Source organism: Methanolobus sp. ZRKC5 (genome assembly GCF_038446525.1).
GTDB lineage: Archaea > Halobacteriota > Methanosarcinia > Methanosarcinales > Methanosarcinaceae > Methanolobus.
The window spans coordinates 2,999,890-3,020,864 of the sequence record NZ_CP151792.1 but is presented as its reverse complement, the minus strand read 5'-3'; the positions used below and the strand labels follow the sequence as shown (position 1 = coordinate 3,020,864).

Here is a 20,975-nt window from a genome sequence, read left to right as displayed (position 1 = left end):
AATAATGTTTAGTATTTTAGATTCAAAAATTTATTGTATCTTAAAATATATATTATCTATGCATAGCATCTTTGCACATTATTTATGGGTTATTGTAAAGGGGGAGTAGGAATGCCAGATAATATAGGTTTTGTCGTAGTGTATCAAATGCCAGAGGATACAGAAGAATTTGATAAGCGATATCAGGAACATTTAAGTTTGTTTAATAAGTATTTTGGAAATATTGTGGATAATAGTAAAATTTTAAAGTTAGATGACGGGGTGTTTTATCAATTTAGTATAGTAGAATTCAAATCGGGTACAGACTTCGACACCGTGATGAATTCTTCTGAAATGAAAAACGTGATTGATGATGTACTAAAATTCGTTCCAGAAGATAAAGTGAAACTCTTGCCAATAACACAAACTCTCCCTTGTTAACAATAGTGAGCAAGACTTAGAGTGTATTTTTTAATATAGTTTTTAAATGAAATTCGTTAAAACAATATTCACAGCTCACTTACCAACACAGAATCCTTCAAACAGTACTCAAAGAGCTCTTTTCCCCATTTGAGTGAATCTTTGGTAGAACATAGAATATGTTTGTTGTCAAACTCACCGTTTTTCGTCTGTAAACTTGCAAGTATGTGGTGATTATCAAATGTAAAGAACGAGAACTCCATTTTTTTGGTGTAAACATAAAAATTGAAATACTCATTTTCAATGAATTTCTTAAAATCTACAGAGTGATGTAGTTTTATCTTTTCGAGTAACTCTTTTGAGACAATCATAAAAAAATCGTAACTATTCAGCCTGATAAAAACGCTATCAATAACAATCTTGACAAAAAGTTGAAACGTAAATTTCATTAGGATCATTTATTTTGATTGTTGCTATTGATTGCTTTTTTGATTGTTAGATTGTTAGTGAGCAGACATCTCTATTTCGATGAAATCAGTACCAATAGGCAAATCGTGCCAGGCTGAATAGTTACAAAAAATCTATCTTTTTTTCAATCGATCCAGAGATTATTTTATGATAATCTGGATATAGAAGTGCGGTAACCACATAGACAGACTTTGTCGGACTGGAATTGTCATTAAACTTTTCATGAACAGTATACATGTCTGCCAGGGAAGGATTAATTATCTCATGATTTCTCATCTTACTTATCCTTTTGAGCAGATGAGGCGGAATAAAGTCAACGTTGTGATTTCCCCAGTAGACAATGTCTTTATCGAAAACCTCAATTGTCCCTAATAATGGAACCATTTCGTCAACTACCAGCTTTCCGATGTTTGTCAATTCATAAGTATCATCGTAATGAAAAACGAGGTGCTGTTCTTCCAGAATTTTTGTCTGCGGAAGTAAAGCCTGTCTGGTTGTTTTTAAAGACTTAAGAAGTATCTCCATTTTCTGGGGCTCATTTTGTAACAATAGGAGCACATTCTTTCTTTTATCGGACTTAAAAACGATATCAAGTAAACTTTTTTTATGTGCACTAAATCCTGTTCAAAATGTGTGTGTTTTTAGAACTATGTGAAGCTAGAATGTTAATATTAAGTTGTTATGCATAAAGTTTTGCCTCTACTTCTCTAATTTTCCACTATTCACCGACGAGAATAGTCAAAATGGTTGACCAGCCTTAGCATTATTTTCTATATAATGCAAATTTACACAAAGTCCAATAACATTTTTAAAAAAAACAAAATATACCCCGTTTTTTATTCTGATTAAAAAAGGGCGGGTTCTCTAACTTTAATTTACATCATAGAGTAAAATGATGAGGGAGGGGGAAGTCGTTACCATGGAGGCTCCCGTAAATAAAAAAAAAGGGTGAGGGGGTTTGGGGGAGAGGGGAAAAGCTTATGGTTATTTCAAGATTGTGTTTATTGTTAAAATGAGGAATTCTACAGAGTCCAAAGTACATTTTGAGGTTCATTCAACCATCTCAACAACAATAATTAAATATTCTAACAATCAAAGAAAGAGGGTGATACATATGGATTGTTTATTCTGTAAGATCGTTGCTGGCGAGATTCCTTCGAATAAGGTTTATGAAGATGAATTTGTTTATGCTTTCCTGGATATATTTCCCAGTTCTGAAGGCCATACAATTGTTCTTCCGAAACAGCACTTTGATAGGTTCACGGACATGGAGGAGAAAGATGCAGCTTCGTTGTTCACTTCGGTGAACAAGGTTGCAAAGACCGTAGAAAGAACGCTTGGACTGGAAGGAATGAACATAGGCATCAACAACGGGGAGATTGCAGGACAAACTGTACCACATGTGCATGTTCATATAATACCCAGACGTGCAGGAGATAGCGAAGGAAACATGCATACCATTGTAGAGTTGCATCCTTCAACAGATAACATTGCAGAACTGGCTGAAACAATAAGCAGGTCATTCGATTAATATAACCGTTCTACCTATTACATTAGTATCTATCAAAGCTATCACATTTATTGCATTTATTACGATCAACTACAGGAGTATAAAATATGGCAGACGATGAACAGAAAGTACTTGATGCACTTAAAGATGCAGCAAAACCACTCAGACCTGGTGACATTGCAGAAGCAACCGGTCTTGAAAGCAAAGAGGTCAGCAAAATACTCAAGAAACTCAAGAGCACAGATGCGGTCTGTACTCCTAAAAGATGCTTCTATGCACATGCTGACTACGAAAAACCAAGTGAATAAAACCTTTTTACTCTTTTTATTCTATTTTTTACATTGATTTATTCCACTTTTATTTTTCAACCATCATCCCTGGCTTAATATGGTTATTTCAATAGCCAAGTAATGTTGAAAAAACTCTTACACCGGGAACACTTGATAAATATATCAGTACCATTGGTACATTCTACAAATCGTTTTACATTGAGATCCCAAAATTACCAAGGTCAAAAAATAAGGTGATACCCCTTAAAGAAAATACGAAGAAGATTAAGATGGAAGATATTCAGCAGGCGCTATTTCAAAGCTTATAGTAGGATTTATGAAAATGCAGGCATGAGTACGACGAAGGGCTCATTCAACACCTTCCGAAGCCACAATTTGCGTAAATTCTTCAAAATATCGGCATCTTCTTAGGTCTATCAAATGTTTTTTAGTGGAGCGACTGAGTCCATTATCCGGTGTATGTGGAATTCTGGGTCATCAGTTTTGCAACTACCTTTAGCTAGGTTGGCTCTAAGCTTTTTACACCATATTTTGTGGATACTGAATATTTATTGTACCGTAAGCCGGAGATTATGCTTCCTTACAAAGTCTTTTTAGATTAGTCGGTTGGGCTGAAACATCCAGTTTCATAGACGGACCTGAGAGAATCTTCTTCTTGTCCCAGTCGATCTCCCATCCATGTTCTTCTTCAAGCATCTTAAGAAGTTCTCCACGCTTTGCAAGAGGCAGGTCTGTTTCGGTCCTGACAAAAGTATGCCAGTCATCAGGCATTATTCCAAGATACTTCTGGCTGAGTTCAATATAATGAGTGAGTTTGATCATCCTACCCATATTATTATCACTCGGACGTATGCAGCTCTTGGCAAGCATTGGCATTAGCTCTTCAATAGTCTCCACCGTTGTCAGCAGGTATTCAGGCGCAGGCGGTATTGGCATCACTTCACCATTACGTGCATCGTATACTTTCCATTTGTCCGTATCATATGGTTTACCGATTATTGCCCTGCGGAATTTCGAGCCGTGGGGTCCGAGCACTACAGGTATTCCCAGTCTGTTACAGCCTGTTCCAATGGACAGAGCTTTCTGCGAATAGGCACCCCATGCAACCCCAACTGCACCCACACGATTCAGGATATAGTCAGCGATCTCTTCGTAGTTGCCGGTGATGTCCCTCTGTGCAAATATTGCTGCAACTTTTATCGCAACTGCCGTAATATGGGAGTTGGATACACAGGAACCCATATTGATCAAGTTGCCTTTGAGGAACTTTGCCGGATACTTCTCATAGAGGGTCTGCCCCTCTTCATCCTTGTACATTCCAACATCCATTCCCGAACATCCTGAAACCAGAACAATGTAATTCCTCTTAAGCATCTCATCTGCTATATCATACACATCCTTGGTTCCACCCGGATAGTTCGAACATCCCACTATTGCAATGATGCCAGGTGTTGTTCCAAGTACAAGGTTTACTCCCTCTTCTCGGATCTCAGGGTCACTGATCTGACCTCTTCCAACCCTTACTTTTCCGATCTCTGCCCGTATGATCTTCTGTGCCGCCTTCTCGATCACATTCAGTACAGGAATATCTTTTGGGCATGAATTGTCGCATCTGCCACACCCTATACATTTGTCACGGAGTAGCTCAAATGGTTCCAGATCTCCACCTTCTGCAGCAGTCATTGCATCGCTGATCGGCAGATTAGTCGGACACGCAAGCTCACATGCCAGGCAGTGGACACATCTTGACGTAAGTTCTTTGAACTCGTCTTCGGTTGGGAGGCCCCTTATGCCCTTTTCGTCGCGTATGGTCGCCATCTTTTGCACAAGACGTGGTGCCAGCTCTCCAAGCTTATCAAAGTCAAGCATGAGCGCACCCGGCTCCTTTCCACTGGCCAGATCATTAAGGACTTCATCTACACTGTCATCTGACCTGTCCGGAAGGCCATACATTATTTTTGCATTGGTGGTGATCACAGGAATCATGAGCTTCTGTGCCTCTCTGAGGACATCGGCACGCACACACTGCTCATCAACAACAACGACATCCGGAACACCTGAACGTATCATCTTCAGCTGTTTGGCAAGGGTACTGACTATCTTTGCTTTTGGGGCTTTCCCGCCCTCTGTCTTATAGCGGGTCATGTCAAGGGCGGTACAGCACAGTCCACCAAGTTCTATCTTATCAAGAATATCATGATCTTCCATGTAATCAATTATATTGGAAACACCCGCCATATTGTGCCCTATAACTATCAGGACAGGTTTTGTGGAATCGATAGTTCCCATCCCTATCTCTGCAAGAGGTGTTTCAGGCTCTCCCTTTGGGAATCCCAGACATGAGATCTGTGCGATATCAGATACTTCCATTCCCACATGGTCGAGCATCCCGGCGTGTAGGGCTTTTGACTCGAAATCGATAGCTTCACCTTCCTGGCCCATATGGATTGTTGCTATAAGCTGAGTTAGCTGTTCTTCTACATACACCAGCACCGCTTCAAGATCACCGATTGTTTCTGGTTTGTATCCTGTGACAGTCTGGGTGTTAGGTGCTTTGATGTTAGATAGCCCCACATCAATGGGATAATCCCTGCCGAATTTTTCAATCAAATAATGAAGAAGGTGACGTCCGTGTGCAGAGTGGGCCGCGGCTCCTACTATCGTACTAAACAGGAACTCCCGCGCGGTCTGACCTTCCAGATTGATGCCACAAGCTCCTTCTTTATTACCAGTCAGATCACATGTACCGAATGTACAGTAGCTGCATTGGTCGGAGGTCGGTGTATACACAGGTTCGTACCGATCAAGCAGTTTAAAATCCCAGGCTCTCAATGCTGCTATTCCGGGTTTTGGTGTTGGTCCACCCTCTCCTTTATCTTCAATCTCCTTTTCGATAGCTCCTACAATGTTACTAACATTGATCTGAACGTTTTCCAAGTCTTCGATGGAAATCTTACCTGAAGTTAGCTTACTCATTATTCCTTACCCCTTATTCTCCCAGTGGTTTATTGGTTAGGCCAAAAATCAGTGTTATGAAATATTAAAAACGTATCAATAGCTGTTTATGTCTAGGTCATTTGCACTACTATGAAGACCTCATATATAACCAAACAGTCATCGCATATAACATTACTGCTGTTTATAATGATTATTCATGTAGTATGCTTTTACCTATATACTACAGGACATGATTACGATATACAAGTCATAATTCATCCTCCTGCTCAATTACAATTCAACAACATTATGCCAGAGGTCGTGGATGTTGCAGTATGAAAAGGTAAAACGATGATTCACTTGATTTGATACTTACTAAAAAAGAATTTGATATATTCAGGAACATTTATGGAAGACTACTGCTCAATAATAATTCAACGTCTGCATTTGAGTCAGCCTATGAAATGCTGAACTCTTATCTAATAATCAGCCCGGAGTTCCATGATACTCATGAAAATGTAAGTTTCAAACAATTAAAAATGATGTAAAGAAAAAATGGAAATTTATTAGTAACTATTCAGCCTACCACAATTAGCCTATTGATACTGATTTAATCAAAACGGAGATGTTTGCTCACTAACAACCTAAGAATCAAAAAAGCAATCAATGGCAACAATCAAAATTAATGATCCTAATAAAATGTAGGTCTCAACTTTTTGTCAAGATTGCTATTGATAGTGTTTTTATCAGGCTGAATAGTTACATTTATTATTCCATATTTATAACTTTATGTTTAGGTTTACCCATACCTGTTATAGTAAACTTTACTCTCAATGTACCTGTCCGCAGGAGCTACTTCCTGAGCTGGATGACCAATAACAACCAGTCCCAGAGGAATTACTTTTTCTGGTAGTGCGAAAGCTTTTCTGAAACCTTCTACACGATCTTCCATTGGATAGGAACCTGTCCAGACAGCACCAAGTCCCAGTGCATGAGCAGCAAGCAAAATGTTCTGTATGGCTGCCGAACAATCCTGTACCCAGAATCCAGGAGCCTTTTCCTGACTCGTGTCCCCACATACAAGGATTGCAAGGGGAGCCCCACGGCACATAGCTGCGTAGGGACTATATTCAGGGATCTCATCGAGCAGTTTTCTGTCATCTATCACCACAAATGCCCAGGCCTGTTCGTTAATTGCTGAAGGCGCATTCATAGCGGCAGACAGCAATTTCTTTACCATTTCATCAGATACAGGTTCTTCTGTGTACTTCCTGATACTTCTACGTGTGTGAATAGCTTCTAAAACTTCCATGTTAAATCCCATTCCAATTAAAATATAACAAAAAAGGGCTTTGGTAATTAAACATCGTTATATAATATGATGGCCTCTTTTTATATATGAATTGTCCAAAGTGTAAGAGTTCCAGTCATAAGAAGAACGGTAGGATTGATGGTCGACAACGCTACAAATGCCATGATTGTGGATACAACTATTCAGTAGATATAAAATCCACCGCTAGCCCCGTATCTGTTAAGCGACAGGCTTTACAACTCTATCTGGAGGGGTTGGGATTTCGTTCAATTGGACGTTTTTTGGGCGTTAGTCATGTTTCTGTTCAAAAATGGATTCGAAAATTTGGTAGTGAATTAGAGGATCTAAAAAGTGAAAATGAGATTTCTGTTGTGGAATTGGACGAGATGCATACTTATATTGGGAATAAAAAAACTACTGCTGGATATGGATTGCTGTTGATAGATATGGGAAGAAATTCATCGATTGCTCTTTTGGCAGCAGAGGAACAAAAACAGGACAAAAACTCTGGAAAAAGTTAAAGACAAAAGAGGTTGGGGAAGTAATGACGGATTATTGGAGGGCATATGCCAAGTTAGTCCCCAGAAACATCCATACTCGATCAAAAGCAGAAACATATACTGTTGAAGGATACAACAGCATATTTAGGCATTTCCTGGCAAGACTAAGGAGAAAGTCAAAGTGTTATACTAAAAGTCTTGAAATGCTAAAAATCTCCGTTTTGCTCTTGATGAAATATAGGAATAAAGAACTAGCTATGTTTAATTAACAATGCCCAAAAAAGAATTTGATGTAAAACTACTTAAAGTTTCACTCAAAAACTTTGATTCAAGTGCTCTTTGCCAGTGGGACAATGAATATATGGATCAGCAATGTGTTCTGAAAATATTTTCAGATTGCTAATACAATTTCGGAGTGAAAAATGAAGATAATATTTCAATAGCATCAGATGAGACTATATCCCAATTTTGAAATTTCCAGAATCATAAGAATAAGTGCAAAATTTCCCATAAACAATGGAATTATCATTTTTTTGAATGGAAACCCCACTATTGCAAGTGCTATTGCAATTATATCACTTGGAAGAGGAGATAATGAGTAAAAGAATATGAGCAGCATGATTATCCTGTCATCTAACTTTTTCATGCGCTTTGTCAGGTGGGAAACGTAAACCTCAGACTTACCCTTAATGCATTTTTTACACTTTATACCCAGATAATAGAACAACATATCTCCAAAAGTAAGACCTGCACTTGCAACTAAAGAGAACCACAAAGAATTAACTCCACCAAAAGAAATCGCGATAAGTGCCGTGTAAAATGTGGTAGAGGTAAATGTGGAAACACCACCTATCAGAGACATTAGGAAGATAAAAATGTAAACATTACGAACTCCCAGTCTTTCAACGATTTCCACGGGAGGATAATAAAAAAGAAGGTAACTATTCAGCCTGATAAAAACGCTATCAATAACAATCTTGACAAAAAGTTGAAACGTAAATTTCATTAGGATCATTTATTTTGATTGTTGCTATTGATTGCTTTTTTGATTGTTAGATTGTTAGTGAGCAGACATCTCTATTTCGATGAAATCAGTACCAATAGGCAAATCGTGCCAGGCTGAATAGTTACAAAAGAAGAATCGACCATAAGACTACGAATAGGATAATTGACCCAATGATCTTAATATTTCTTTTATCATTAGAACTAGAGCATTTTCCCATTTCACAATCGTTTCTTTTTGCTGGGAACATTTTTTTACTTTTTATCGTCATTTGACCTCGTAATAAATTGAACAGCTACTGGTAAATAAATCATGTCGTTGCCGAAGTGTCCTTGAAGCCCAGGAAGTCTCAATTTGCATACCTATCATATGATCAGAAAAGATCTGAGAAAAACACAAAGTTAAAAAATAGAGAACAAATGAATACCGGAGTATTCATTCAAAGTCATAAAGTCCTGAAACATCCAGCGTAGCAAAATAATCATCCAGTGTTTCAGCCCGTCTTATCTGCACAAAACTTCCATCGGGTCTAAGGAGTATCTCTGCTGACCTCAGTTTTCCATTATAGTTAAAACCCATTGCATGACCATGAGCCCCTGCATCGTGGATCACAAGGATATCACCTCTGGTGACTTCAGGCAGCATTCTGTCAATGGCAAACTTGTCGTTGTTCTCACAGAGAGAACCTGTGACATCGTAAAGCTGTGAAGCTTCTATGTTTTCCTTTCCAAGAACGGTAATATGGTGGTAAGCACCATACAAAGCCGGACGCATGAGATTTGTCATGCATGCATCGGTACCCACGTAGTCCTTGTAGATATGTTTCATGTGACGCACACTGGTTACAAGATATCCGTATGGTCCGGTGATTACCCTTCCGCATTCCAGGAATATCTGCAGCGGATGCAAATCATTTGCCCTGATGATCTCGTCATAAGCCTTGCTGACACCTTTTGCAATAACATCATAAGGCACTGGTTCCTGTTCAGGCCTGTATGGTATCCCTATTCCACCGCCAAGGTTCACGAACTCGAATTTGATACCCAGGTCCCTTGAAAGTTCAGCTATCAGCTCGAAGAGTATTTTTGCAGTTTCAATGAAATACTCAGGGTCCAATTCGTTTGAAGCCACCATTGTATGCAGCCCAAACCTTTTGACACCTTTTTCTTTCATCATCTGGTAGCCTTCAAAAAGCTGCTCCCTTGTAAAACCGTATTTTGCTTCCTCGGGATTACCGATAATGGCATTTCCTTCCTTAAGTGGACCGGGGTTGTAACGGCAACAGACGATCTCAGGTAGTCCGGCAGTCTCTTCAAGATACTCAATGTGATTGATATCATCAAGGTTGATGATAGCTCCAAGCTCCTTTGCCTTGATGAATTCCTCTTCAGGAGTATCATTGGAACTGAACATGATATCTTCACCAACTATACCTGTATTTTCCGCAAGCATGAGCTCGGGAAGGGAACTGCAGTCAGCTCCGAAGCCCTCAGCCTTGAGCAGTTTCATGATATACGGATTTGGAAGGGCCTTTACAGCAAAGTATTCCTTGAATCCATTGACAATGCTGAATGCTTCCTTGATCTTTCTTGCATTCTCAATTATTCCCTTCTCATCATATATATGGAAAGGAGTAGGATACTTTTCAATTACCTCTGTAATCTTTTCCTTTGTGAATGGAACTTGTTTTGACACCATTGGTCTCCCTCTTTAATTGTCTGGTTCCTTAAAACTCGGTCCACAAATAAATAGTTGATTGGAAAAGTATCAAAATGGTATTACATTCCTGTCTTTTTTAGAACGCAGAATATTTATATGACTTGTTCGCATATAATAAAACAATTAGGGGTTATATGGTTTCGGACCGATTCGAAAAGGACAGTTTACGAATACCTGAGATTGTAGAAAAGAGGATATAGGAATGAATGACAAGGATCATTACGCCAGTGATGACGACTCGCATGATAAGATCACAAGTATTGATGAACTGATAGAGCACATAATGAAATTGTTCTCCGCCAGTCTCAATGAAAATAATACTAAGCCTGTGATACATGGTTTTACAATAATCAACCAGCCAGGGAAAAAACCAACAATATTTGGCTTTAAGGGTCAAACCGGGGCTGAACCTTTCGACTACGAAGATGAAGATGAGAGCGAAGGGGATTTCTACATATTCAACCAGGAACCTTTCATAGATATCTTTGAAGCAGAAAATAAAGTATTCCTGCTGGCAGACCTCGGGGTTGAAGAAGATTGTGTGGAATATCACGCTTATGAATCGCATGTGGAAATAACTGTAATTACCAGCGGTACAGGTTATTCCAGAGTCATAGACCTTCCCTGCAATGTAGATCCGGCAAGCATGGCAGTATGCTACAAGAACGGTGTACTCGAACTTGCGTTTGAAAATGCTGCTGCTACAGAATAAGCGGCATTTTTTATATTCTGGTCTTTTAATTCTTTTTTAATTCGATCCTACCATTTTGAATGCTTCTATTCTATTCCCGATTATTTTTCACTTAGCTTCGGCGTTGAACACTTCCGAAGACATACTGAAACATACCTGACAGTCAAATACTTAAACACTAATGTCAGATTAGACAGAAAATCAGGAATAATCATCATGATAAAGATTGTAAGATCAAACGAAAGACATCTAGTGGATACAGAATCATCACGAAGTTACTGGCTATTTTCCTATTCAGATTATCTGGATATGAAAAATACACATTTTGGCGACCTTAAGGTTTTTAACGATGACATTTTGCTTGCAGGAAAAACATTCAAGCCAGAATCCGTTAACAACAAGGAAATAATCACGATAGTTCTTAAAGGAGAATTGACCCATGAGGACAGCACAGGAGCAAAAGATGTCTTGAAAGCAGGTGATGTGCAGGTAATGTCTGCTGGCGAAGGCATATCTTTTTCAGGAATGAATCTCACAGACGGAGACACACGCCTTTGCAGGATGTGGATAAATCCATTAAGACAGAACATGGCACCTGCAACGAATAAAAAGAACTTTGATGTGGTCGCACGGAAGAACGAGCTCATTCATGTCGCTGGACAGGGGTACTCTGGTGCTCTCAAAATACGTGCCAATGTAACTGTATCCATTACAAAGCTGGAAAAAGGAGAAATGTTCGATCTTCTGACTGATATTGCCAGATATGTTTTTATTTATGTAATTGAAGGAAAGCTTGATGTCTGCGGGGAAAAACTTGAAACTCATGATCAGGCTCGTATCAACCAGAATGAGCCATTAGTTATCAAAGCGGAAGAAGATGCCTTTTTCATTCTTGTGGATGCAACTGGCAAGTACTGAAAAAAGGAAAATATATGGGTGATCTTGCCAAACTTCCGAATATCGGCAAAAAGCTCGAAGAACAGCTTGAACAGGTTGGAGTGAAAACTCCGGCCAAACTCAAAGAACTTGGAAGCAGGAAAGCATTTGAGAGAATAATGATAGTCGATGAGAATTCATGCAAAAACAAGCTCTACGCACTTGAAGGAGCTATTCGGGGAGTATGCAACCATCATCTGCCAGAAGATGAGAAAAAAGCCCTGAAAGAGCATTACCTTTCCTTGAAATGATCAGAGAGATAATTGAAAACATCTCCAAGCTCATCGTACTTAAGATATGCATATCCATCCAGAGGCGTTTCCATATTATTGACGATCACAAGTTTGCCCCCGGCTTTCAATGAACACAATGGAAGACTGGCCGCTGGCTGGACTACAAGTGATGAACCAATGACCACAAAAAGGTCGGCATTGGAACTTGCATCAATAGCTCTTGTAAATATATCCTGGTCAAGCATTTCCCCGAAAAATGTGATATCCGGCTTGATCAGACCCGCACATTCACTACAATATGGAACTTCATTGTTTTTTAATTGCTCACAGACTTCATCATAAGAATAATTCCTGTTGCATGCAAGACACCTGTGATTTGCAGGTGAACCATGAACTTCTAAAACATTAATGGAACCTGCTTTCTGGTGAAGCAGATCAATATTCTGAGTAATAACAGCCTGAACGTGTCCTTCTTTTTCCAGAGAAGCCAAAGTATCATGAATTATGTTTGGCTCTTTAGTATCAAGATTGTAGATAAAATCCTTTGCATGTGTGTAAAAATAAACAGGGTCATCCCGGAAATATTCAAGGTCGAATACCTTATTTGCATCATATTTTGCGTACAGACCATTACTACCCCTGAAGTCTGGAATCCCTGAAAAGGTTGAAATACCAGCTCCACTCAAAAAAACACAGTTCTTTGAGGTTTCCAGAAGTTCAGCCAATCTATGCATGATTATATTTTACACTTCAGGATTATATATCCTTTTTCTTTTAAGTGAAAAGGCGCGATGTTGCACAATTCAGAATAAAAAGATAACGGTAGAAGTTCAGTAAAATATAGAGGATTTCGATAAACTACCATCAATACCCATACAATTTAATAAAATATAAATAATAGCAAAGCAAATTTACTATTATGGATTCTTTTACTGATTTTGCCTTAAATGAAGAATATAAGCGTCTCCAATCTGTCGGAGATAAGCTTGCTGAAATTGAATATTTAGTAGATTGGAAGCCTTTTCGCCCTATTCTGGAGTCAATGTACATAAACAGAACAGCTTCAGGCGGACGGCCTGAAGCTGATGTTATTGTAATGTTCAAGATGCTTGTTCTGCAACAATGGCATGGTCTTTCTGATGCTGAGCTTGAAAAGCAGTGTATTGACAGGATATCCTTTAGGAAATTCCTGGGATTTCCTGAATATGTACCAGACAGTACAACTGTCTGGTCATTCAGGAAGAGAATTATCGACAATGGTAAAGAAAAAGCGGTGTGGGATGAAATGCAGAATCAGCTTGATGCTCTTGGTTTGAAGATTAAAAAAGGAATGATCCAGGATGCAACTTTTATTCACTCAGATCCAGGACATGCAAAAGCAGATGTACTCAGAGGAAAAGATGCGAAAACAAGAAGAAGCAAAGATGGAACCTGGACTAAGAAAAATGGTAAATCTCACTTTGGATACAAACTTCATACAATTATTGATAAGGATTATGAACTAATCAGAAGATTTGAGACAACAACTGCATCACTTCACGATTCACAGGTTGATCTGTCTGAAAAGGGTGAAGTGGTGTATAGAGATAAAGGATATTTTGGAGCAATAGCAAAAGGTTTTGCAGCAACAATGCAACGAGCTGTAAGAGGACATCCTTTAGGAATAATGGATATCCTCAGAAATGAAAGAATAAGTGTGAAAAGAGTCCCTTGCGAAAGAGTGTATGCAGTGACAAAAGAAATATTTAAAACCAGAAAGGTTCTTGTTACAACTGTAGAAAGAGTGAATGCAAAAATGTTGATGACAGCTTTTTGTTTTAATCTGCATCAATTGAGGACACTAAAAACCAAAGGAGTAATTTAGGATAGCGGGAGCTATACTAAAAATAAGGATTAATGAAGAGAAATAAACAAAATGATAAAAAATGAGAGGATATAATTGAGTTTGAATACTTTAATGATCTAAAATGAGGGAATATCGAAATCCTCTATAAAAATTGACTTTGTTGAATACAAATAATTTATAATGATTAAATGAGAACAAAATTATATGATTCCCAATTGAGTAATCTTATATACTAGAAGAAAAAGAATTTTATAAAATAATTAGAATGTCGGAGCTGCATTTGTATTTAAGTATTTGATGATTGTGATAAAATGAACAACAAAGTTCAAAAGAAAATATTGTTAGTGTCTTTTTTTATATTAATATTAATTGGCATAGTGTTGTTTCATATAAACACACTTGAATCAGAAGACAAAATTGCATGGTTCGCCTTCCTTTCACTACTGATTAGTTCTATGATAGTTCACAGCATGAAAGTAACAGGGCTAGAACGGAAGCTTGAAATTGAGATAAAAAAAAATAAAGACTCTTATGGAATACTTCTAACCAAATACGGAATTGAAAACACGTTATTGCAAATTACTTCCATGCTTACTTTTTCAGAGAAACTCGATGAGAAGATAGAAGAATCACTGTCAATGCTTGGAGAATTATGTAATGCAGACCGTGCCTACATATTTAAACAACAGCTAAACTCTGAACTAATTAGTAACACACACGAATGGTGCGCCAGCGGAGTAAAGCCTCAGAAAGATATACTTCAGGAACTTCCAATATCAATATACTCATGGTGGATGGCTAAGCTCAGCAATGGTGAAGCGATCCACATCAGGGACTTGAATGAACTTCCTCCTGAAGCAAAAGCTGAAAAAGCACTTCTCGAAGAACAGGACATTAAATCACTTATTGTTTTACCTTTCAAAATAGAAGGTGAACTTGCAGGTTTTATTGGTTTTGATAATGTAAAAGAAACCGGAGAATGGGACGAAAAAGATATTGAAACCCTTAAAACTTTCACAAATATACTGGGAATGGCCTTCCGAAAAAGAGCCATATCCAAAGATCTTGATATGGAAAGAAAACAATTGCTTTCGGTTTTTGATAGTATCGAAAATCCAATCTATGTTTCTGACCCATACACTCACGAAATACTTTATGTCAATAAATACCTGAATGAAATATTGGATAAGAATCCTATTGGAAAGAAATGCTATAAAGAACTCCAGAGACTTGAAGAGCCATGTAATTTCTGCACAAACCCGATAATACTCGAAAATAAGAACAAGTCACATCAATGGGAATATTATAACCCCATTACGTGCAGAGATTACATAATTTCTGACAGAATCATTAAATGGCCGGATGGACGTGATGTCCGCTTGGAATTAACTCACGACATCACAAAAATAAAGGATGCTGAAAGAGCTCTAAAAGAAAATGAAGATAATTTTAAGAAAATAATTGATAATTCTCCTTTGCCAATAGCTATAATGGATTCAAATGAATATTTTGAATACGCAAATAAAAGACTGACAGAAATACTGGGATACACAATAGAAGACATACCTACCATGAATAAGTGGTGGGAAACTGTTTATCCAGATAGTGAATACCGGAAAACTGTTCGTAATAATTGGGAGATGATTTCCAAAAAGCAGGAAACAGGCATGAGTGGCGAATGGATTGTATCTTGCAAAGATGGAACAGAAAGACAGATTGCATTCTATTTTACAAAAACAAATAATAATGCTATTTTTATCCTCAATGACCTGACCAACTTGAAAAGAACTGAAGAAGCCTTATTGCTCGACGAATCGTGCCTTGAAACTTTACATGAACTAAGCCTGATGAACATCTCCTCGATTGACGAGATAAAATCTTTTGCACTTGAGGAAGGAATTAAACTAACACAAAGCAAGATGGGTATGGTTGTACTTTTTGATGGAGAGAATGAAAAATATACTACAGATACATACCCTGAAGATATATTGTTCCTGAATAATATCAACAAGGAAATATTCGTTTCTTTACTTGAAAGTACGGGTTTCTTGCCAATGTTGCTTGAAGTGAAAAAACCAGTGATACTAAACCGGTCCTCACATGACATTAATTCACCGGAATTTACATTATGCAGAAAGCTTTCAATTGAGTCTTACCTTACCGTGCCAATACTTAATGAAAATGAAGTTGTGGGATTTGCAGCTGTTGCAAACAAGGAAGGAGAATACACCGCTTCAGATCTCAGGCAGTTTGTCCTTATTACTCAGATGATGGGCAGAATGATATTACTCAAAAGATCAGAAGATGAACTTAAAACATACAATCAGAAGCTAAGGGATATAAATTCTAAACTTAGCAAGGCAAATGATGAACTACATTCCCTCGATGAACTAAAGAGCAATTTCCTTTCGACTATAAGCCATGAACTTAAGACACCACTCATTTCCATAATGGGATTCAGTGAGCTGGTTGGAGATGAAAGCCTGGGTTCACTTAATAAAGAACAAAAGAAAGCAATGAATGTAGTTAGCAGTAATTCCGGACAATTGAAACGTTTGATAGAATCATTACTTTTCATGAGTGCACTGGAGCCTAAAAATTATATTTACGATTTCAGTAATATTTCTATTAAACCAATTATAGAGAAGGCCCTGTCAGTTATTTCTGTAGAAAATACGGATAAGAACCTCATTATAGAGAACAAGTTACCTGATGAACTGTATCTCGTAAATGGTGATTCGAACTACCTTAGCGAATTGTTCATCCACCTGATAGATAATGCTTTCAAATTCACACCATCTGAAGGAAGAATATCCATTTATGGCTCAAAGAAGAAAAGCGACATCCACATTGTTATAGAAGACACCGGAATAGGAATACCACAAACCAAGGTAATGAAAACCTTTGATAGTTTTTATCAGCTTGATGGCTCCCTGTCCCGTAGATATGGTGGAGCAGGTATTGGATTGAACATATGTAAAAGAATAGTCGAGGATCATGGTGGAAAACTGTGGATAGAGAGTATGGAAAACGTGGGAACAAAAGTGCACATCACACTTCCCGTAGTAAAAAGTGCACTATCGCCTAGTCTTTCAGAATCATCATAGGATTTCCTATGCCCACAACTATTACCCTTGTCTCCAGAGGAGGATGGGACCAGTTTTCGGGTGAGACAGTCTTTTTAGAAACAGTGATCTTTGTATCTTCTTTTAGTATACCACACCGCATCTCATAATCCAGCACAAGTTCGGTTCCAAGCTTCGTTGCGAATTCCACTGCATCAGCATATCTCTGGAAACGTTCCCTGCCAACCGGAGAGAAAAGCAGGAAATCCTCATCCGGATTCTCAATGGAAGCCGGCATAATCGAAATTTCGATTCTCTTCACGCCTTTACCTGCAAGAGCACCAACTGCATTTCCAACATCTGCAAACTCAGGAACCGCCACATCTGCTTCGATAAGGGATCTGAGTTCACTGTCGTATGCCTGTGCAGGACCCCCCAGCAATACCACTGGCAACTCTACCTTGAATTTTGCAGGATATTCATGACTCAGCAGGTCTGCTATCACTTCATCCGGATGGTGTGGCAGTATATAGGACATAAGATCAGCTGCTATGTTCTTCGCTATGAGTTCCCTTACATAGGCACAGAAATCATATTTACCCTTCTGAACATATCTTGAGAGATTAAGTGCTCCGATCTCCGCAGCATTCACACCCCATTTTGTGTATACACCAAGAACATGCAGTGCATCAGTCGGAGTGAAACCAATTCCCTGTATAAGACGCTTTTTTACAAGTGAGTCGAGCACTTTTGTGGATGTGTTCCTGTTCAGTACATCTGACATCTCAAGTGCTGAAACAGGCTCTGATCTCATAAGATCAAGCACTGCTCTTTCATCATTATCAATATCCAAAGCTTCGTAACCAGTCCTGACAAAGAATTTGGTCGGCTGGAAATTCTCATCCATGATACCTCTTGAAATAATCCTGCTCCTTTTAAGTTTGCTAATAAGATCAGGATATGTCTTTGATGCAACACAAAGTGGAATCACTCTTCTGGGACCTATTCTTACCCGTCCGTCCGTAACCCAGATATGACTGTCTCCTCCGGTTGCAGATGTTTCCATCTTCATAGCTCTTACACGGGTCTTCCAGCCACCAACAACAGCTCCCGATGTACTTATTTCAGGTACACCATTATACAGCATGGAAACATCGGTACTGGTTCCTCCGATATCAATTACCGCACATGTGTCCATCTTTGAGAGATAAGAAGCACCTAAAAGACTTGCAGCAGGTCCGGAAAAAATAGTCTCAATCGGTCGTTCAAGAGCATCTTCGATATTATAGACAGAACCGTCACACTTGAGCATCAGAAGGCGGGCATCGATACCTCTTGCACGGATATCCCTGATAACCGAGTTAACGAACTGGTATGTGATAGGTATCAACTGTGCATTCAGTACAGCAGTCACAGCTCGCTCATAAGCACCCAGTTCCTGAGAGAGTTCATACCCACAGACAACCGGCATTCCGGTCATTTTCGTGATGAGTTCTTTAACTTTAATCTCATGATCAGGATTACGAACACCGAAATAAGCTGAAACAGCATATGCTGAAACCTTTGTCTTTGTACTGAGAATAAATTCCTCTATTGAAGAAAGATCGAGTTCACAGACTTCATCGCCTCTGGTATCATGTCCCCCGGAAGCACATAGAATATACTGCGATGGAAATTCTGTTTGTGCCGGTTCCTCTCCTACAATTATAAGACCAACAGCCTTTCCCGTACCTTCAAGAAGGGAATTGGTTGAAAGAGTGGTCGAAACGGACACCAGATTCACATCCTTCAGAAGTTCCTGGTCAAGTGAATCAAGAACGTTCTTTATACCTTTCTGCAGATCAGGATACGTTGTAAAAGCCTTTTTTGAATCCACAATAGTCCCGTCTGAGCCTCTAAGAAGTACTGCATCTGTATATGTTCCACCGGCATCGATACCAAGACCAAAGTGCATTTCCTATCACCTTTTTTATAATAAACTGAACTGCCTTTTCTACAATGGTTGCGAGATATTTAAGTATAATCGTTTCAATAAATTTTAAAATACCTTGTCATTGACAGGAAGAAGGACAAAAAATGAGAGTCGAACATATCGAGAAAGTTCTTCCATGCATAGCAGATTCATGGAAATTGAGAATCATCGCACATCTTGATGAAAAACCGGACCTTCCTTTGATAGCAAAATATCTTGATGGAAAATATTCAGAGAATCTTGGACTGGTAGTGGTAAAGATCGGACTCAGAGAAATGAATTTTTTCCAAAATGGACAGGTCACGGTGAGAATGGTTGATTCTGAACAGGAAGCTATTGATTTTGTTAATAGGAATCTGGCAATGGCTTATCACAAAGCAATAATCTCAGGGGACTTCTAGACAAATTTCATTCCAAATAACATGTCGAACAAATTAAGTTAGAACCTACTCTTCCATTCTTTTTTGTTTTTCTCCCTGCACAGTTATATAAAGAAGTAAGGTAACTATTCAGCCTAACTGTTTTAATGATGCAAAAAACAATATACTATGGCTTCATTCTATGTGTTAAAAAATATTCAGTAAAATATCATAAAAAACGTCTATCAATCTGAGGGGATTTGTATAGACCGCGAAGAAATACTTGCAGTTTATGAAGCTGGTCCAGAAGCAGTAGTAGAACTTGTAACTCGATTACTTGGGATAATTGAACATCAATCTCTCCAAATTGCACAACTTGAAGAGCGTGTCAGGCATTTGGAAGAAATGCTTGAAAAGAATAGTCGCAACAGTAGCAAACCACCTTCTACTGATTCTTATGCACGGAATAAACCAACCCTTAAAAGTCAAAGAAAAAAGACCAATAAGCATGTAGGTGGTCAAAACGGTCATCCTGGTACTACATTAAGAATAAATGATGATCCGGATGAAGTTATTGTTCATCCTGTTAATCAATGCGTCAATTGTGGGAGATCGTTAGCTTCTGTTCCCTCTGACTATGAAAGAAGACAGGTCTTTGACATTCCTCCTATAACTATCAATTGCATTGAACATCGTTGCGAGATTAAAACATGTCCCAAATGTTCTCATGTAAACAAAGCTCTTTTTCCAGATGGTGTAACTCAGCCGACTCAATACGGTCATCGAGTTAAGTCATTTGCAGTTTATTTGCACACTTACCAATTACTTCCTTATCAGCGTGTTACCAAGTTGTTCTCTGATATTTTGGGATGCAAGATAAGTCCTGCTACTTTGGTGAACACGGAACGTAGTTGTTTTGAGAAGCTTGGAGCTTTTGAAAATACAGTGAAACATCTCCTGAAAGAATCTCCTGTCATCAATCTGGATGAAACAGGAATGAGAATAAATGCAGTTCGTAATTGGCTTCATGTGGCAGGTACAGACAAACTGACCTATTATTTTGCACATCGCAAAAGGGGCTCAGAAGCAATGGATGCTATGGGCATATTACCAGGTTACACTGGTGTTGCAACACATGATTTTTGGAAACCGTACAACAAATATGAATGTCAACATTCATTATGTAATGCACATTTATTACGAGAGTTAACTGGAGCTTCCGAAAACAGTGATCAACAGTGGCCAAAGATAATGAGTGATCTCTTGATATGCATTAAACATCATGTTGATAATGATCTTTTAGATACTGAGCTAATTCAAAGGTTCAGTGAGGATTATGATCACATAACTTGTTTAGGAGTGAATGAAAATCCTCCTGATCCGGAATCAAATGTGCGGTCTAAAAAACGAGGACGTAAGAAGCAGACCACGGTAAAGAATTTGCTGGATAGGTTTATTGGCCATAAAGAGGATATCTTGCGATTTATGTACGACCAAAACGTTCCGTTTGATAACAATCAGGCTGAAAGAGATATCAGAATGACGAAAGTACAGCAGAAGATATCAGGTACTTTCCGCAGTAAACAGGGTGCAAAAAATTTCTGCCGTATAAGAGGATACGTGTCTACTGTTAATAAGAATTCTGAATCTGTTATCGATGCAATTAGTGCAATATTTTATGGCAATTCATTTGTTCCAAAGTTGCAGAATTGATCGTGGATGAAGAAATCAGCTT

General features: G+C 38.5%; 19 protein-coding genes. 11 read left to right on the top strand and 8 right to left on the bottom strand.

Annotated elements, in window-relative coordinates:
- Nucleotides 1-111 precede the first annotated feature (111 nt).
- Entirely contained in the window at nt 112-420 is a 309-nt protein-coding gene (locus tag WN948_RS14560) for an EthD family reductase (RefSeq protein WP_342304890.1), read from the top strand.
- Between the two features lie 68 nt (nt 421-488).
- Here WN948_RS14560 and WN948_RS14555 read toward each other — a convergent pair whose 3' ends face one another.
- Both WN948_RS14555 and WN948_RS14550 read right to left on the bottom strand, forming a co-directional pair.
- Nucleotides 489-770 carry a transcriptional regulator FilR1 domain-containing protein gene (locus tag WN948_RS14555; protein ID WP_342304889.1) on the bottom strand — a complete coding sequence of 94 codons (282 nt, stop codon included), beginning with the start codon at nt 768-770 and terminating at the stop codon, nt 489-491.
- A 199-nt stretch (nt 771-969) separates the two neighbouring features.
- Nucleotides 970-1,392, bottom strand: a complete 423-nt coding sequence (locus WN948_RS14550) for a hypothetical protein (protein ID WP_342304888.1) — start codon at nt 1,390-1,392, stop codon at nt 970-972.
- A gap of 589 nt (nt 1,393-1,981) precedes the next feature.
- Between WN948_RS14550 and WN948_RS14545 the strand changes: the two genes are divergently transcribed.
- Together WN948_RS14545 and WN948_RS14540 are read left to right on the top strand one after the other, a co-directional pair.
- Nucleotides 1,982-2,398 carry an HIT family protein gene (locus WN948_RS14545; RefSeq protein ID WP_342304887.1) on the top strand — a complete coding sequence of 139 codons (417 nt, stop codon included), beginning with the start codon at nt 1,982-1,984 and terminating at the stop codon, nt 2,396-2,398.
- An 86-nt stretch (nt 2,399-2,484) separates the two neighbouring features.
- On the top strand, nt 2,485-2,685 hold the full coding sequence (locus tag WN948_RS14540; RefSeq protein ID WP_342304886.1) for a transcriptional regulator: 201 nt from the start codon (nt 2,485-2,487) through the stop codon (nt 2,683-2,685).
- 552 nt (nt 2,686-3,237) lie between these two features.
- Here WN948_RS14540 and cdhA read toward each other — a convergent pair.
- Together cdhA and WN948_RS14530 are read right to left on the bottom strand one after the other, a co-directional pair.
- On the bottom strand, nt 3,238-5,643 hold the full coding sequence (cdhA, locus tag WN948_RS14535) for a CO dehydrogenase/acetyl-CoA synthase complex subunit alpha (RefSeq protein ID WP_342304885.1): 2,406 nt from the start codon (nt 5,641-5,643) through the stop codon (nt 3,238-3,240).
- Between the two features lie 760 nt (nt 5,644-6,403).
- Complete coding sequence (locus WN948_RS14530) at nt 6,404-6,916, bottom strand: nitroreductase family protein (RefSeq protein ID WP_342304884.1); 513 nt, start codon at nt 6,914-6,916, stop codon at nt 6,404-6,406.
- 86 nt (nt 6,917-7,002) lie between these two features.
- On the opposite strand from WN948_RS14530, the gene WN948_RS14525 reads away from it, so the two are divergent.
- Nucleotides 7,003-7,685 (top strand): IS1 family transposase gene (locus tag WN948_RS14525; protein ID WP_342303728.1). Its coding sequence is split into 2 segments (ribosomal slippage): nt 7,003-7,329 and nt 7,332-7,685, totalling 681 coding nucleotides; the frame shifts between segments, so codons are not numbered across the junction.
- Nucleotides 7,686-7,861: 176 nt separating this feature from the next.
- Here the strand turns inward: WN948_RS14525 and WN948_RS14520 are convergent.
- The gene (locus WN948_RS14520) at nt 7,862-8,332 is read right to left on the bottom strand and encodes a VTT domain-containing protein (protein ID WP_342304883.1); all 471 of its coding nucleotides are present in this window, start codon (nt 8,330-8,332) and stop codon (nt 7,862-7,864) included.
- Nucleotides 8,333-8,854: 522 nt separating this feature from the next.
- Nucleotides 8,855-10,117, bottom strand: coding sequence for a diaminopimelate decarboxylase (locus WN948_RS14515; protein ID WP_342304882.1), 1,263 nt, complete (start codon nt 10,115-10,117; stop codon nt 8,855-8,857).
- A gap of 223 nt (nt 10,118-10,340) precedes the next feature.
- Between WN948_RS14515 and WN948_RS14510 the strand changes: the two genes are divergently transcribed.
- The 3 genes from WN948_RS14510 to WN948_RS14500 all read left to right on the top strand — a co-directional run bounded on the left by WN948_RS14510 (nt 10,341) and on the right by WN948_RS14500 (nt 12,016).
- Complete coding sequence (locus tag WN948_RS14510; RefSeq protein WP_342304881.1) at nt 10,341-10,850, top strand: hypothetical protein; 510 nt, start codon at nt 10,341-10,343, stop codon at nt 10,848-10,850.
- 195 nt (nt 10,851-11,045) lie between these two features.
- A complete protein-coding gene (locus tag WN948_RS14505; RefSeq protein WP_342304880.1) occupies nt 11,046-11,747 on the top strand; it encodes a pirin family protein in 702 nt (233 codons plus the stop codon).
- Between the two features lie 14 nt (nt 11,748-11,761).
- Complete coding sequence (locus tag WN948_RS14500; protein WP_342304879.1) at nt 11,762-12,016, top strand: TfoX/Sxy family protein; 255 nt, start codon at nt 11,762-11,764, stop codon at nt 12,014-12,016.
- Here the strand turns inward: WN948_RS14500 and WN948_RS14495 are convergent.
- On the bottom strand, nt 11,998-12,732 hold the full coding sequence (locus WN948_RS14495; RefSeq protein WP_342304878.1) for an NAD-dependent protein deacylase: 735 nt from the start codon (nt 12,730-12,732) through the stop codon (nt 11,998-12,000). The two genes, WN948_RS14500 and WN948_RS14495, sit on opposite strands and share 19 nt — an antisense overlap.
- Before the next feature lie 185 nt (nt 12,733-12,917).
- On the opposite strand from WN948_RS14495, the gene WN948_RS14490 reads away from it, so the two are divergent.
- Both WN948_RS14490 and WN948_RS14485 read left to right on the top strand, forming a co-directional pair.
- Complete coding sequence (locus WN948_RS14490) at nt 12,918-13,862, top strand: IS5 family transposase (RefSeq protein WP_342303665.1); 945 nt, start codon at nt 12,918-12,920, stop codon at nt 13,860-13,862.
- 362 nt (nt 13,863-14,224) lie between these two features.
- Nucleotides 14,225-16,951: an ATP-binding protein gene (locus tag WN948_RS14485; protein ID WP_342304877.1), complete on the top strand. Its 2,727-nt coding sequence runs from the start codon at nt 14,225-14,227 to the stop codon at nt 16,949-16,951.
- On the opposite strand, the gene WN948_RS14480 is transcribed toward WN948_RS14485, so the two are convergent.
- On the bottom strand, nt 16,929-18,863 hold the full coding sequence (locus WN948_RS14480; protein ID WP_342304875.1) for a hydantoinase/oxoprolinase family protein: 1,935 nt from the start codon (nt 18,861-18,863) through the stop codon (nt 16,929-16,931). The two genes, WN948_RS14485 and WN948_RS14480, sit on opposite strands and share 23 nt — an antisense overlap.
- A 122-nt stretch (nt 18,864-18,985) precedes the next feature.
- Here WN948_RS14480 and WN948_RS14475 point away from each other — a divergent pair, with 122 nt between their 5' ends.
- Both WN948_RS14475 and WN948_RS14470 read left to right on the top strand, forming a co-directional pair.
- A complete protein-coding gene (locus WN948_RS14475) occupies nt 18,986-19,282 on the top strand; it encodes a hypothetical protein (RefSeq protein ID WP_342304874.1) in 297 nt (98 codons plus the stop codon).
- Between the two features lie 216 nt (nt 19,283-19,498).
- On the top strand, nt 19,499-20,953 hold the full coding sequence (locus WN948_RS14470) for an IS66 family transposase (RefSeq protein ID WP_342306503.1): 1,455 nt from the start codon (nt 19,499-19,501) through the stop codon (nt 20,951-20,953).
- Nucleotides 20,954-20,975: the final 22 nt, after the last annotated feature.

Bases quoted from the DNA above. Each gene is read 5' to 3' on its own strand.
- WN948_RS14560 (WP_342304890.1), top strand. From the start codon at position 112: ATGCCAGATAATATAGGTTTTGTCGTAGTGTATCAAATGCCAGAGGAT.
- WN948_RS14555 (WP_342304889.1), bottom strand. From the start codon at position 770: ATGATTGTCTCAAAAGAGTTACTCGAAAAGATAAAACTACATCACTCT.
- WN948_RS14550 (WP_342304888.1), bottom strand. From the start codon at position 1,392: ATGGAGATACTTCTTAAGTCTTTAAAAACAACCAGACAGGCTTTACTT.
- WN948_RS14545 (WP_342304887.1), top strand. From the start codon at position 1,982: ATGGATTGTTTATTCTGTAAGATCGTTGCTGGCGAGATTCCTTCGAAT.
- WN948_RS14540 (WP_342304886.1), top strand. From the start codon at position 2,485: ATGGCAGACGATGAACAGAAAGTACTTGATGCACTTAAAGATGCAGCA.
- cdhA (WP_342304885.1), bottom strand. From the start codon at position 5,643: ATGAGTAAGCTAACTTCAGGTAAGATTTCCATCGAAGACTTGGAAAAC.
- WN948_RS14530 (WP_342304884.1), bottom strand. From the start codon at position 6,916: ATGGAAGTTTTAGAAGCTATTCACACACGTAGAAGTATCAGGAAGTAC.
- WN948_RS14515 (WP_342304882.1), bottom strand. From the start codon at position 10,117: ATGGTGTCAAAACAAGTTCCATTCACAAAGGAAAAGATTACAGAGGTA.
- WN948_RS14510 (WP_342304881.1), top strand. From the start codon at position 10,341: ATGAATGACAAGGATCATTACGCCAGTGATGACGACTCGCATGATAAG.
- WN948_RS14505 (WP_342304880.1), top strand. From the start codon at position 11,046: ATGATAAAGATTGTAAGATCAAACGAAAGACATCTAGTGGATACAGAA.
- WN948_RS14500 (WP_342304879.1), top strand. From the start codon at position 11,762: ATGGGTGATCTTGCCAAACTTCCGAATATCGGCAAAAAGCTCGAAGAA.
- WN948_RS14495 (WP_342304878.1), bottom strand. From the start codon at position 12,732: ATGCATAGATTGGCTGAACTTCTGGAAACCTCAAAGAACTGTGTTTTT.
- WN948_RS14490 (WP_342303665.1), top strand. From the start codon at position 12,918: ATGGATTCTTTTACTGATTTTGCCTTAAATGAAGAATATAAGCGTCTC.
- WN948_RS14480 (WP_342304875.1), bottom strand. From the start codon at position 18,863: ATGCACTTTGGTCTTGGTATCGATGCCGGTGGAACATATACAGATGCA.
- WN948_RS14475 (WP_342304874.1), top strand. From the start codon at position 18,986: ATGAGAGTCGAACATATCGAGAAAGTTCTTCCATGCATAGCAGATTCA.